This window comes from Bacillus sp. V3B, assembly GCF_024494465.1.
In the GTDB taxonomy this organism is placed as follows: Bacteria; Bacillota; Bacilli; order Bacillales; family Cytobacillaceae; genus Bacillus_BD.
In genome coordinates this window covers 546,223-558,763 of the sequence record NZ_JAETXM010000001.1, presented here as the reverse complement: position 1 = coordinate 558,763, position 12,541 = coordinate 546,223, and the positions used below count along the sequence as shown (strand labels likewise).

The window sequence follows — 12,541 nt, the reverse complement described above, 5'->3', positions numbered from 1 at the left end:
AAAAAACGGTCTTTTCAAAAGACCGCTCGCTTACGCTTTGAACATTCCACCAAATCCTTTTACTACTGAAGAAACTTGACTCACAGCATTCATCATTTGTCCAGCTGTATCCACCATTTTATTGATATCTAATGAACCATCCTGTGATTTAAAGGAATTAAGTACCGTTTTCATGCCTGATGGCGGTTTCGTGATAAAAGACCCCTTCGGATAAGGATTCATATATGGATAGCTATTCGGTTGAATATGTTGCTGTTTTTGTGAATAAGACTCTTCTGATGAATGTAATGGATTTTGAAAAATGGTTTGCGAATATGGTTTATTTGTTGAAGATTGAGACATTGGCTGTTGTTGATGATACCCCTGATCCTCTTGTTGGAAAAGATAAGGGTTCATTCCTTGAATCGGCTGGTTATTCTGCATAAAATACGGATTCATATAAGGATCCCAATTTTGTTGATGAACTCCATTCATACCCTGCATGAGCGGGTACGGATGTTGTCTTATTTCTGAATTCATGAATTTATTAGAATGATATGGCATAGACTGGTATCCAAAGTAATGAACATTTCCGGGCATCTGTCCATACATGGGCATTTTTCCTCCTTAAAGATTCGTCATTATACCATATGATTCATTTGCCTAGTTGGTGACAATGTCATCTAATGGAAAATTCTGTCGGAAGTCTAAATTTTTGGAAAACGGGAAACATTTCTAATTCATGTTAAAATAAAATAAAGGGCGAAGGGGGAATATATTAATGACTATTCACGAACTAAAGTTAAAGTTTCTTCAAATTAGAGATTACTTGACTGATGATGTTAATGAATTATTAGACTTTACAAAGAAATCATATGTTCACAACGAAATTTCAATCTGTGAATATCGAAGTCTTGTTCGTGAACTAGAAAAATTAGGAGCGAAAATTCCAGATATTTTTATTGATAATTCCCTTATCAATTAGTAGACAAAAATAAAGAATACTCTTGTGCTCTCTTATCAGTTATGAATAAACAATCAATTAATGACCTATCACACCAAGACAAAGTGAGGATTAAGACCTTAAAAGTCTAATCTGCATTAAACAAACAGAAAAAATGGAACTCCTCTTACAGTGAACTCCATTTTTCTGTTTCTTTTTTATGATTCTATCTGATCTTTTTCCGTTTCAAGCAGTACTGCTGTTAATACATACTCTACAGATTGTGCAGTATTTATAAAACGTGTTCTACTTGTTTGTGGAAAAAAAGCTTGTACGGCGATCATTCCCAGTTGTTCAACAACCGAGTCCATTTGTTGTGCATGAATATTCCTCGGACGACAAGTATTAATCCAAGCTATTACTTCCACTAGCCATTGATCCATTATATCTTTCACTTCGTTAGAAAAAGGCCTTACTTCTTGAAAAAAATCTCCCTCTATTTTAGCCTCTTTTGTTGCTTCAAACTTTTTCAGTATTTCGCCATGATAACCGAGTAATTTCTTGGTTAAGTAGATTAGCTCTTGATTCTTCATCCTATCATCCTTTTAAAAAATACGTGATATCTATTCATTTTACCTTATTATTATTCTTTTACCTAAAGATCGAACTCATTTTCTTTATTTCCCCGTTTGAATATAAAGAAAACTTTCATCAGTGGGGGTTTTCTTCATCCACCACTGATGGTTAGTCACGCGAAGCCTTGTCGCACTTATCGGACCTATACGGACAATAAAAGTGGAATGAATTTTGTACAAACAAAAAAGCCTAGAATAAAGGCTTTCTTTAATAACTAAGTTTAAGACGTAGTGTCGTTGTATTATTAGGATCGTTACGCTCTTTGATGGAGGACATTTTACTTTCTAGTGATTCCAACTGTTTTCCACAAGAGTCAATTTGCATTGCTTGTTTTCGTTGCCATTCATTCTGTTGTTTCGATACATTGATCATGATTGAAGTTTCCAATTGTTCTAGCTGATCATTGATACTTTCAAACATATCTATCAGTTCTTCTCTTCCAATAACAGTTGTTTTCATTCTATCCTGCCTCCCCTTTGAAAGTGTTCTAAATAAAGGGATTCTCCCTTTTGTCTCTACCTCCTTCCTGCTTGACAAAACTAGAAAATATTCGGCAAAAAAAAGAATATTTTTAGTTGTTCACCTCTTATTTCGACAAAACAAAAGGATGAAACGCTCCACTTTGAGCAAACTAAAAGTGGAGGTGTTTAGCATGGTGCAAAAAAATAAACAAAACAAAGTCCAACCAAAAAAACAAAATGAAACAAAATCTGGCTATGGTGACAAGAAACTTGAAGGTCCTGACCGGCCTTCTACTTAACAGATAATGCAATTGATATACTTCTTAGACGTATCAAAGAGGCTTTCCCAAAAGCAAAGGTGTCAGACACCTTATGGGATAGCCTCTTTGACTTTTCAATCAACTATTAAATGTTTTATTAAGACGGCCTTATGAAGTTGCTTTTGCTTATGTTCAAACCATTTGTTTAGCACAATAGGATCGAGTTGTGACATTTTTTTATACCATTTTTTTGATATTTTTTTCCTTTCTGACCAATCTTCATATGCATGAATGTGATGCTGTACGACTGGGTACACCATTCGTAAAAAAGGAGTATCTCTTCTTTTTCTATTCATAAAATAGCATTCATAATCATATCTTGAACCTGTGTGAACGGTTTTAAATGCAAACTCATAAAACAATGGATATAATTGCTCATTAAATAAAATAGTTGCAATTTTTTTACCAAGATTAATGCGTCTATGGACATCCTTAAAACCACTCACACTCGCCCCATATAATAAACCATTACAAGTTGGTAGAAGTACAGAACTAAAATGGAGCCAATCTTGAAAGAAAAAAGTGAAAGATCGAAATACTTTTTGTGAATAGAAAGGATGATGAATGACCGGTTTATGAATAACATGCTGCTCATTGATAATCAATGAAATGAGCAAACGTCGATAGTCTTTATGTAACCAAAAATAATTCCACTCACCTTCCATAAAGGATGAAACATGAAAACATTTTAGTAAATGAAACATTGGCTGCATTACTTTCGTCGAATATTGATAGAGCAATAATTGTGGAAATGCATCTTGGAAAATAATCCAGTTCGCCCTTTCATATGTAATAAATAATCGATCTCTTGTTTCTTTTCGTAAAAGACTCGGGAACCATTTCCCTTCAAGATCACACATATTCCATCCAGCATTTCGGGACACCATGCTCGCTAGAAAAGACCAATGTATTTCTCTATGCTGTTGATAAAATCGAAAATAAGCATCTGTACGTGAAATATTATCAAGATTATATTTGTTCGTCTCATTCAAGATTAATTGTACAAGTCTATGATCATTATTGGATAACTTTTTAGATATTTGATTTCGTTTCATCATTTTATCACTACCTCTTACAGCTTTCTATTCCTATCGTTTGTTAAATGGTTCTTTTTATTCAACATTGAATTACTGAAGTTTGGTATTATTAATAGTAGTATGTGAGGTGAATGAAATGACTTTCCATTATCCAAATGGCAAGCGCTATACGGCGGAATTAACAAAAGCAGCTAGTACCTATAAACCAAAGGACGTTAAATGGTCATATGGAAAAAGAGGAATGACATTAGAGGAGGACATAAACGAAACAAATCAATATTATTTAGATCAAGAGATTGCAGTCATTCATAAAAAACCTACACCCGTTCAAATCGTCAATGTGGACTACCCTAAAAGAAGTGCGGCCGTTATTAAAGAGGCCTATTTTAAACAAGCATCCACAACTGATTATAATGGTGTATATAAGGGGAAATATATTGATTTTGAAGCAAAAGAAACGAAGCAACAAACATCATTTCCACTGAAAAACTTTCACAAACATCAGATTGAACATATAAAAAAAGTATTAAATCAGAAAGGTATTTGCTTTGTATTACTTCGTTTTTCTATGACTGAAGAAGTCTATTACCTTGAAGCAGATCAACTCCTATCCTTTTGGAAAAGAATGGAGGATGGAGGAAGAAAATCAATTACAAAGCAAGAAATTGATCAATATGGTCGCTTGATCCCACTAGGATTTCAGCCAAGAATCGATTACATAAAAATAATTGATTCTCTTTACAAATTTTGAATAATCTATCATATTTAATAGAAGGTTAAAAAACCAAACAATCTAATCATTTTCGAAAGATAAACAATAAACCACCTGTTTTAATAAGAAAGGAAGGAATGAATCATGACAGAAAAATATCAATCAAGGGAGGAGCGTCGGAAACAAAAGGAAGAAGCCAAAAGCAAGAAAAAAGGCAAGAAAAAATCTACAGGTTTATTATTTAAACGTATTTTTCTTGTGTTAGTTGTCCTCGGTATTATTGGAATTATTACCGGAGCGGCAACATTTGCTTTCATGGTAAAAGACGCTCCACAGCTCGATGCTGATACATTAAAAGCCGCAATTCCATCAGAAATCTATGGATTAGATGGTGAGCTTATCACCGAAATTGGTACCCAAAGGCTAGATTATGTCGAATATGATGATATTCCAGAACTGGTTAGAGATGCTGTGATTGCAACTGAAGATTCCCGTTTCTTTAAACATCATGGAGTCGATCCGATTCGCCTAGGTGGTGCCGTCATTGCAAATGTTACAGATGGATTTGGAGCAGAAGGTGCAAGCACAATCACTCAACAAGTGGTTAAAAACTATTTTTTAACTGCTGAAAAAACAATATCCCGAAAAGCTCAAGAAGCATGGCTTTCTATTCAATTAGAGAGAAAATATACAAAAGAACAAATTTTTGAATTATATATAAATAAAGTGTTTATGTCTGAAAGAACGGTTGGGATTTCGACTGCTTCACAAGTCTATTTTGGGAAAGAGTTAAAAGATTTAACCCTGCCTGAAGCAGCTTTACTTGCAGGAATGCCACAAAGTCCGAATAACTATAACCCGTTTGACAATCCGGATAAAGCGGAAAAACGACGGAATGTTGTCCTATCTTTAATGCATCAGCATGGCTATATTTCAGAAACTGAAAAGAATGAAGCACAAGCAGCAAGTCTGACCGATTCACTTGTAAAAGAGGAAGACCGCATACATCAAAGTGAAATTCCTTATGATGATTTTATTGGTCAAGCTATTAAGGAAATTGAAAATAAGTATCCTGAATTGAATGTCTATACCGATGGTCTTAAAATATACACGACTCTCGATACAGATGCGCAAGATTATGTTGATAAAATTATGTATGAGAATGAAATCATTCCATTCCCTGATGATAAATTCCAAGCGGGTATCACCCTTCTTGATACAAAAACAGGGGAAATTCGTGCTATTGGCGGAAGCCGCGATAAAGATGTTGATTTTGGTCTAAATTTCGCTACCTCTGTCCCGCGTCAGCCTGGATCCACCATCAAACCAGTTCTTGATTATGGACCGGCAGTCGAACATTTAAAATGGGGAACCTATCAAAATATTGTCGATGAGCCTTATCAATATTCTACAGGTCAAACGATTAATAACTGGGATCGTTCACATCAAGGTTCGATGACTATACGCGAAGCTCTTGCAAAATCAAGAAACATTCCTGCCTTAAAAGCCTTGCAGGCGGTAGGACTCGATAAAGCACAAGAATTTGCCAATGAACTTGGGCTTGGATTAGACGAGATTCACGAATCTTATGCCATTGGTGGTTTCAAGAATGGAGTCACATCTTTACAAATGGCTGGGGCCTATAGTGCATTTGGAAATAACGGGTATTACACAGAACCACACGCTGTGAAGGAAATTGAATTTCGTGATGGAACAAAGATTAATATGAAACCTGAAACAGAAGTGGCCATGAGTGATTATACAGCCTTTATCATTACTGACATGCTAAAAAGTGTCGTAAACTCGGGTTATGGCACAGGACAAGCCGCAAATGTATCAGGCGTTCCTATAGCAGGTAAAACAGGAACAACTAATTATTCTGGTAGTGATATTAAAAATTTAGGAATCCCTAACGGTGCTGTTCCTGATATTTGGTTTGTTGGTTATAGTACGAATTACACGGCGTCCGTCTGGACAGGGTATGAAAAAAGAAAGGATGCCATAGCTCGTGGAGAAGACCAACAAATAGCCAAGAAAATCTTTAAAACCTTAATGGAACATGTTTCAAAGGATAAAGAAACGGCAGACTTCACGATGCCAAAAACAGTGCAAAGAGTAACAATTGAAAGAGGAACAAACAAACTTGCTAGCGATTATACTCCTAGCAATCAAATGAGTTATGAGTATGCAGTTAAAGGAAATGTTCCAAGTGTCGTATCTGAAAGGTTTAAAAAGCTAACCAGTCCTTCTGGTTTGTCAGCAAATTATGATGAATCAACCAATGAAATTGTTTTATCATGGCAGTATGGTCAAGATGAGGGTAACACTCAATTTAACGTATCCTATTCTCTTAATGGTGGTGCCGAACAATCGCTTATGACTACTGCGGAAAAAGGAGTAAAAATGGCCAATCCTGAATCAGGTAGCAAGTATACCTTTAAAATAATCGCGGTGAAAGACGGTCGACAGAGTGATGCAGCAACAGCCGTTGTGACCATCCCAGCTGGCAACACTGAGGATTTAGATAACAATACTGATAACAATGAGAATGGTCCTGACGACAACAATGAGAATGACAACAGTGATGGTAACGGTAATAATAATGCTAATGGCAATAAACCAACTGAAGTACCGGAACCAACCGATAAAAAGGAAACTGAAGATAAAAAGAAGACTGAGGAAACTGAGGATAAAGAGGAAACTGAGGATAAAGAAGAAGTTAGTGATGAGATTCAAGATATAGAAGCACAAACTGATGCACCACAGGATGACAGCCAAAACAATACTGATAACGACTAAATTAAAAATCGTCTAAAGCTAATGATTAAGCTTTAGACGATTTTTAATTTAGTCATAATAATAAAGAAAACTAACCATCAGTGGGGGTTTTCCTCATCCCCATTGATGGTTAGTTGCACTTATCAGACCTTTACAGGCAATGAGAGTGGGATAAACTACTTAAGTTGTTTTCGCTTTTCTAGTAACTTGCTGAACCCTAAATGTTTTTTCTATTTCCGAAAAAAGTTCGGTCAGTTGAACGTAGGAGTGATACTTATATGGATAAGAAAGGATGAAATGAAGCCGTTCCTGTAAATTAACTGGCTTTATCCTTAGTCGATCATCGTCCTTGTTTAGAGATACAGCAGGATACTCGTTACACCAATAAAGAACTTCGATAAATAAACCTATTCCCTTTCTCATTGGCTGCTCTACTTCCATTAACTTACGTTTCGAAAATTCCTCATGCAATTCCATTTTTACAGTTTCCCATTCCTTCATCACAACCGGTACCGTGTCAACAGACATTTTCCACGGCATTAACGTTTTAAGACCATACAAATAGGCCGCTTCATACATGAATGGAGTTTGTGGATTAAACACTTGATCATACTCATTATGCCAACTGATTTCTTTATGTATAGAAAACTTGAAGTATTCTTGCGGAAAAGGAATTTTCTGGTCAGCCATCAAACCTTCACTCTCCCTTTCATTCGTTTCTTTCCTTCTCGACATAGTTCTAGTAGAGGACAAGAGGGACATTGAGGATTTTGTGCCTTGCAATGATATCGTCCAAAGAAAATCATTCGATGATGTGTCACAGACCATTCCTCTTCTGGAATTTTTTTCATTAATGTTTTTTCGACTTCAAGCACGGAGTCTTTCCACCGACACAATCCAAGTCGCTTACTCACTCGCTCTACATGCGTATCAACAGCAATAGCTGGAATACCAAAAGCAACAGAAACAACGACATTCGCCGTTTTACGCCCTACTCCAGGAAGATTTATTAATTCATCCCTTTCTTGTGGAACTTCCCCCTGATAATTCTCTAATAGCATTTTACAGAGCTTTTGAATATTATTCGCTTTATTTCGATATAAACCGATCGAACGAATATCCTGCTGTAATTCCTCAAGTGGAACCTTTAAGTAATCTTCAGGAGTTTTATATTTTTCAAAAAGCTCTTGTGTTACCTTATTGACAAGCACATCTGTACATTGTGCAGAAAGAGCTACAGCAATTACTAATTCAAAAGGGTTTGAATGAATTAATTCACAATGAGCATCAGGAAACATCTCCCCCATTTGATCTAAACAGTACCTTATTTCACGCTTATTCAACATGTTCTTACCCTTTCTATCCTAGTCACTTTATCCTATTCTACTGTTTTTTGAAACCTTCACCAAGCGAATGTTTTCCAATCAGGTGGAATACACCCTCCAACTAATTCTTTAATCATTTATCATAAAGAGCTTAGTCATTAAGCCAGTTATAAAACGGAAGAGAATCCTTTTTTGTTTCTATCTCTTTTGGCTTATTTCTTTGATAGGACCTAAATTTTTGTCCATAACTTTTTGCTTGTTCGATTGTTTTAATACCATTTTTCTTCCATTCAAATAGAATTCGATCAATATAACGAAAATTTAATTTTCCAGAAATCACAGCTTCTCTTAATGCCGCTTTAATAATAATCGTATCATGATGATCTTCATCCAACCACATAGAAAGCGTTTCACCTTCAAATGGTGACAAGGGTCTACCAAATTCTTTCTCAAAACATGTATATAAATTTGTTTCTTCTTGTTCATGCACAACTACGTCTTTTTGCTTTTTCTTTAATAAGAAATGATCGATTAATTTTTCCCACAATGGTTCAAGTGAATATTTTTCAAAGCGTATCCCATCACTTGTAAAGCCGTCATTGATTTCAATTAATCCTTTTTGAATTAATTTACGCAGTAACTCTGAACAATCTGACGCCGTGATGGTCATAGAAGAAGAGAGTTCAACCGGTGTAGGAAATTCATTTCCTTTTTCGATAAAAGAGATGATGTGTAGTAAAAGCACAAGCTCGTATTCATCTAATTTCATTTCTTTATATTGTGATATTAATGTGGCTGGAATTGTAATTTGCCCTTCCTTAAGCCATTGTAATAAATTTGCTTTACTCATATTTCGACACCTCTCTTTTAGTATATCATATGAAGCATTTTTTTACGTAAGGAGAAATGAAAGGTATTATTGGCAAAATTTTTTTAACATCAATGTTTAAAATGAAGGCCCTGTTAAACAATCGTGTTGATGTTCTAACAGTCTTTAGTGTGTATAGCCAATACACCAAAAATCCTTTATCAACAATTATCATTAATATCGCCAAAATGAAAAAACCCGCATATAAAAATGCGGATTTTTCTACCGATACTAAGAAATTTATGGGTATAGACGATTTAATAAACGTGGGAATGGAATCGTTTCTCGAACATGTTCAACACCACTAATCCAAGCGACTGTTCTTTCAAGACCAAGTCCAAATCCTGAATGCGGGACCGAACCATATTGTCGAAGTTCTAAATACCATTTATAAGCATCTAATTCCAACTGATGTTCTTCTAATCGTTTTCTCAGCAATTCTGCATTATGAACCCTCTCAGACCCTCCAATAATTTCCCCATAACCTTCTGGTGCAATCAAATCAGCACAAAGCACAACGTCTTCCCTGTTTGGATCTGGTTGCATATAAAACGGCTTTAACGAAGTAGGATAATGAGTGATAAAGACTGGTTTCTCATAACTTTCTGCAATTAAGGTTTCATGTGGTGAGCCAAAATCATCTCCCCACTTGATATCTTCAAAGCCATTTTTATGTAAAAAGGTAATCGCATCATCATACGTGATACGCGGGAAAGGTGCTTTAATCTTTTCAAGTTTGCTTGTATCTCTTCCAAGTGTCGTTAATTCAAGTGAACAGTTTTTTAACACCGATTGGACCACATACGAAACATACTCTTCCTGAACTTTTAAGTTATCTTCAAATTCATAAAAGGCCATTTCAGGCTCAATCATCCAAAATTCAATTAAATGACGACGCGTTTTTGACTTTTCGGCTCGAAATGTAGGACCAAATGAAAATACTTTTCCTAGTGCCATGGCAGCAGCTTCCATATACAACTGTCCACTTTGCGATAAATACGCATCTTCATCAAAATATTTGGTAGCAAAAAGCTCTGATGTTCCTTCAGGGGCACTGCCTGTTAGGATAGGAGGATCAACTTTAGTGAACCCTTGATCATTGAAAAATTCATATGTGGATCGAATAATTTCATTTCGAATTTTCATCACCGCATGTTGACGACGTGAACGAAGCCACAGATGACGGTGATCCATTAAAAACTCTGTTCCATGCTCTTTCGGGGTAATGGGATAATCAATTGCATGGTGAATGACTTCAATCCCTTTTACAAGCAATTCATAACCAAAAGCGGAACGTTCATCCTTTTGTACAAACCCTGTTACAAATAAAGAGGATTCCTGTGTAAGAGACTTAGCGGTTTGAAATACTTCTTCCGTTACATCAGTCTTTACGATAACACCTTGCATAAAACCTGTACCATCCCGTAGTTGTAAAAAAGCAATTTTCCCACTTGAGCGTTTATTCGCAACCCAAGCACCTATTTTCACTTGTTGATCAACATACTTATGTACTTCAGCAATTGTCGTTTTCATCACGATAATAATCCCTCCAAAAAACAATGAAAATCATATATGTATTATCCTTCATTATACCTTGCACCGTAATGACAAGCAAATTACTTCCGGTGTCAGGCACCGCAAAAGGACAGCTGTCTATATAGAGTGTACATTTAACATAAAAAGATATAGAAAATAAAACAGTGAAAAACCCATAGGCTTTTCACTGTTTTAAATGATCATCACTTACTTATTTAGCGTTATTTTCAACAAATTCTTTTATACGAGAGACTGCCTCTTCTAATAATTCAAGAGATGTCGCATAAGATAAACGGATATTTTCTGGTGCACCAAACCCGGAGCCTGGTACAACCGCTACCTTTGCCACTTCAAGCAAAGCAGTTGAGAACTCAGCAACATTCTTAAACCCTGTAAATTCTGCTGCTTTCTGTGCATTCGGGAATAAATAGAAAGCACCTTGAGGTTTAATGCATGTAAAGCCTGGAATTTGTACAAGTTGATCATAAATGGCATCAAGACGTTTTTCAAAAGCTCCACGCATCATCTCAACATCATCTTGTGGACCACTGTATGCTGCAATCGCACCGTATTGAGCAGTAGTGGTAGGATTTGATGTACTATGACTCGCAAGGTTCGTCATGGCTTTAATGATTTCTTTGTTACCTGCTGCATAGCCAATTCTCCAGCCTGTCATCGAATGAGATTTCGAAACTCCATTAATGATAATTGTTTGCTCTTTTAATTCAGGAGATATTTGTGCAATTGAAACATGTTGACTTCCACTATAGACTAACTTTTCATAAATTTCATCTGATACAATCAGTATATTCTTCGCTAAGCAAACTTCACCTAAGGCAGCTAACTCTTCTTTTGAATAAATCATCCCTGTTGGGTTGCTAGGTGAATTAATAATAACCGCTTTCGTCTTATCCGTAACTGCTTCTGCAAGCTGTTCCGGTGTGATTTTAAATTGATTACTTTCAAAACCTTTGATATAAACAGGAACTCCGCCTGCAAGCTTTACCTGCTCAGGGTAACTTACCCAATATGGTGTTGGAATGATGACCTCATCCCCATCATTAAGCAATACCTGAAATAAAGTATAAAGAACATGCTTCGCTCCACTACCCACCATTACTTCAGTTGCTTCATAATTAATTCCTTGATCATGCTTGAATTTTTCTACAACCTCTTGTTTCAAGGCTGGTAGGCCTGCTGATGGCGTATACTTTGTGTGGCCTTCATTCATTGACCTAGTAGCAGCATCAATAATATATTGAGGTGTATTAAAATCAGGCTCACCGGCACCAAGTCCAATTACATCATGACCTGCTGCTTTCAATTCTTTCGCTTTTGCCGTAATTGCTAACGTTGTGGATGGTGTTAATGCTTTCACTCTTTCTGCCAGTTTCGGTTCCATTTTTTCCCTTCTCCTTCATTCATCAATATATATGTGACCTGCTTTAAAAGCAGATTTTCCCCTTACAAATTTTCAATTTTCTTTAACCATTCTCCTGTCTCAAAAACAAGGAAATGGTAATTCAATAAATTTTCTTTTGTTCGAGAATGGATTTCCCAAAGAGGAATATCGTTCTCCATACCGGGCTTAACTGAAATTATTTCATCAGAACCTATTTCTTCTAATACCTTTTTGATTGCCTGTTCACGCGAAATACCTTCAGATTCTTTTTTAACCACTACTTTTCCTTCTTTTTCTGGAACCCAAATAATTATGTTTGTCCCTTTACGATCTTGACCTTGAACGATATAAAAAGATTCTTCCCCATTGTATAAATTAAATTCATCCACTTTTGTTAAGTCTGTTTCTTCTTTTGCCATCATAATCGCTTTTTCTTTAGCAGCCCTGACTGGTTCGACGGCATTTAAATAGACAGCAACAGAAATGGTCGTGATTATGATCATAAATATGCTGATAATAAATATCCATTTTTTCATTTTAATCA

The 12,541-nt window shown here is 35.9% G+C and carries 13 protein-coding genes; 3 read left to right on the top strand and 10 right to left on the bottom strand.

The window, feature by feature from the left end:
• Positions 1-30: 30 nt before the first annotated feature.
• The gene (locus JMM81_RS02870; RefSeq protein WP_256239987.1) at positions 31-597 is read right to left on the bottom strand and encodes a YppG family protein; all 567 of its coding nucleotides are present in this window, start codon (positions 595-597) and stop codon (positions 31-33) included.
• A gap of 163 nt (positions 598-760) precedes the next feature.
• Here JMM81_RS02870 and JMM81_RS02865 point away from each other — a divergent pair, with 163 nt between their 5' ends.
• Complete coding sequence (locus JMM81_RS02865; RefSeq protein WP_256239986.1) at positions 761-964, top strand: YppF family protein; 204 nt, start codon at positions 761-763, stop codon at positions 962-964.
• A 176-nt stretch (positions 965-1,140) separates the two neighbouring features.
• Here JMM81_RS02865 and JMM81_RS02860 read toward each other — a convergent pair whose 3' ends face one another.
• From JMM81_RS02860 to JMM81_RS02850, 3 genes are all read right to left on the bottom strand, one after another.
• Positions 1,141-1,515 (bottom strand): YppE family protein, encoded by a 375-nt coding sequence (locus tag JMM81_RS02860; protein ID WP_256239985.1) that lies wholly within the window; start codon positions 1,513-1,515, stop codon positions 1,141-1,143.
• Between the two features lie 250 nt (positions 1,516-1,765).
• Positions 1,766-2,017, bottom strand: a complete 252-nt coding sequence (locus JMM81_RS02855; protein WP_256239984.1) for a hypothetical protein — start codon at positions 2,015-2,017, stop codon at positions 1,766-1,768.
• A 396-nt stretch (positions 2,018-2,413) separates the two neighbouring features.
• Positions 2,414-3,397 (bottom strand): DUF2515 family protein, encoded by a 984-nt coding sequence (locus JMM81_RS02850; RefSeq protein WP_375162342.1) that lies wholly within the window; start codon positions 3,395-3,397, stop codon positions 2,414-2,416.
• A 115-nt stretch (positions 3,398-3,512) separates the two neighbouring features.
• On the opposite strand from JMM81_RS02850, the gene recU reads away from it, so the two are divergent.
• Together recU and JMM81_RS02840 are read left to right on the top strand one after the other, a co-directional pair.
• Entirely contained in the window at positions 3,513-4,127 is a 615-nt protein-coding gene (gene recU, locus JMM81_RS02845; RefSeq protein ID WP_256239983.1) for a Holliday junction resolvase RecU, read from the top strand.
• A 105-nt stretch (positions 4,128-4,232) separates the two neighbouring features.
• Complete coding sequence (locus JMM81_RS02840; RefSeq protein WP_256239982.1) at positions 4,233-6,887, top strand: transglycosylase domain-containing protein; 2,655 nt, start codon at positions 4,233-4,235, stop codon at positions 6,885-6,887.
• A gap of 159 nt (positions 6,888-7,046) precedes the next feature.
• Here JMM81_RS02840 and JMM81_RS02835 read toward each other — a convergent pair whose 3' ends face one another.
• The 6 genes from JMM81_RS02835 to JMM81_RS02810 all read right to left on the bottom strand — a co-directional run bounded on the left by JMM81_RS02835 (position 7,047) and on the right by JMM81_RS02810 (position 12,533).
• Positions 7,047-7,556 carry a YpoC family protein gene (locus tag JMM81_RS02835; RefSeq protein WP_256239981.1) on the bottom strand — a complete coding sequence of 170 codons (510 nt, stop codon included), beginning with the start codon at positions 7,554-7,556 and terminating at the stop codon, positions 7,047-7,049.
• On the bottom strand, positions 7,556-8,212 hold the full coding sequence (nth, locus tag JMM81_RS02830) for an endonuclease III (protein WP_256239980.1): 657 nt from the start codon (positions 8,210-8,212) through the stop codon (positions 7,556-7,558). The genes JMM81_RS02835 and nth overlap by 1 nt, the downstream gene beginning before the upstream one ends.
• A 130-nt stretch (positions 8,213-8,342) precedes the next feature.
• Complete coding sequence (locus tag JMM81_RS02825; RefSeq protein ID WP_256239979.1) at positions 8,343-9,041, bottom strand: DnaD domain-containing protein; 699 nt, start codon at positions 9,039-9,041, stop codon at positions 8,343-8,345.
• 258 nt (positions 9,042-9,299) lie between these two features.
• Positions 9,300-10,592: an asparagine--tRNA ligase gene (asnS, locus tag JMM81_RS02820; RefSeq protein WP_256240304.1), complete on the bottom strand. Its 1,293-nt coding sequence runs from the start codon at positions 10,590-10,592 to the stop codon at positions 9,300-9,302.
• A 214-nt stretch (positions 10,593-10,806) separates the two neighbouring features.
• Entirely contained in the window at positions 10,807-11,997 is a 1,191-nt protein-coding gene (locus tag JMM81_RS02815) for a pyridoxal phosphate-dependent aminotransferase (protein WP_256239978.1), read from the bottom strand.
• Between the two features lie 62 nt (positions 11,998-12,059).
• Entirely contained in the window at positions 12,060-12,533 is a 474-nt protein-coding gene (locus JMM81_RS02810) for a cell wall elongation regulator TseB-like domain-containing protein (RefSeq protein WP_256239977.1), read from the bottom strand.
• Between the last annotated feature and the right edge of the window lie 8 nt (positions 12,534-12,541).

What these genes read in the sequence shown, in the direction of transcription:
- JMM81_RS02825 (WP_256239979.1), bottom strand. Translation starts at nt 9,041, where the DNA reads ATGAGTAAAGCAAATTTATTACAATGGCTTAAGGAAGGGCAAATTACA.
- JMM81_RS02860 (WP_256239985.1), bottom strand. Translation starts at nt 1,515, where the DNA reads ATGAAGAATCAAGAGCTAATCTACTTAACCAAGAAATTACTCGGTTAT.
- JMM81_RS02835 (WP_256239981.1), bottom strand. Translation starts at nt 7,556, where the DNA reads ATGGCTGACCAGAAAATTCCTTTTCCGCAAGAATACTTCAAGTTTTCT.
- JMM81_RS02840 (WP_256239982.1), top strand. Translation starts at nt 4,233, where the DNA reads ATGACAGAAAAATATCAATCAAGGGAGGAGCGTCGGAAACAAAAGGAA.
- nth (WP_256239980.1), bottom strand. Translation starts at nt 8,212, where the DNA reads ATGTTGAATAAGCGTGAAATAAGGTACTGTTTAGATCAAATGGGGGAG.
- JMM81_RS02850 (WP_375162342.1), bottom strand. Translation starts at nt 3,397, where the DNA reads ATGATGAAACGAAATCAAATATCTAAAAAGTTATCCAATAATGATCAT.
- asnS (WP_256240304.1), bottom strand. Translation starts at nt 10,592, where the DNA reads ATGAAAACGACAATTGCTGAAGTACATAAGTATGTTGATCAACAAGTG.
- JMM81_RS02855 (WP_256239984.1), bottom strand. Translation starts at nt 2,017, where the DNA reads ATGAAAACAACTGTTATTGGAAGAGAAGAACTGATAGATATGTTTGAA.
- JMM81_RS02870 (WP_256239987.1), bottom strand. Translation starts at nt 597, where the DNA reads ATGCCCATGTATGGACAGATGCCCGGAAATGTTCATTACTTTGGATAC.
- JMM81_RS02810 (WP_256239977.1), bottom strand. Translation starts at nt 12,533, where the DNA reads ATGAAAAAATGGATATTTATTATCAGCATATTTATGATCATAATCACG.
- JMM81_RS02815 (WP_256239978.1), bottom strand. Translation starts at nt 11,997, where the DNA reads ATGGAACCGAAACTGGCAGAAAGAGTGAAAGCATTAACACCATCCACA.
- recU (WP_256239983.1), top strand. Translation starts at nt 3,513, where the DNA reads ATGACTTTCCATTATCCAAATGGCAAGCGCTATACGGCGGAATTAACA.
- JMM81_RS02865 (WP_256239986.1), top strand. Translation starts at nt 761, where the DNA reads ATGACTATTCACGAACTAAAGTTAAAGTTTCTTCAAATTAGAGATTAC.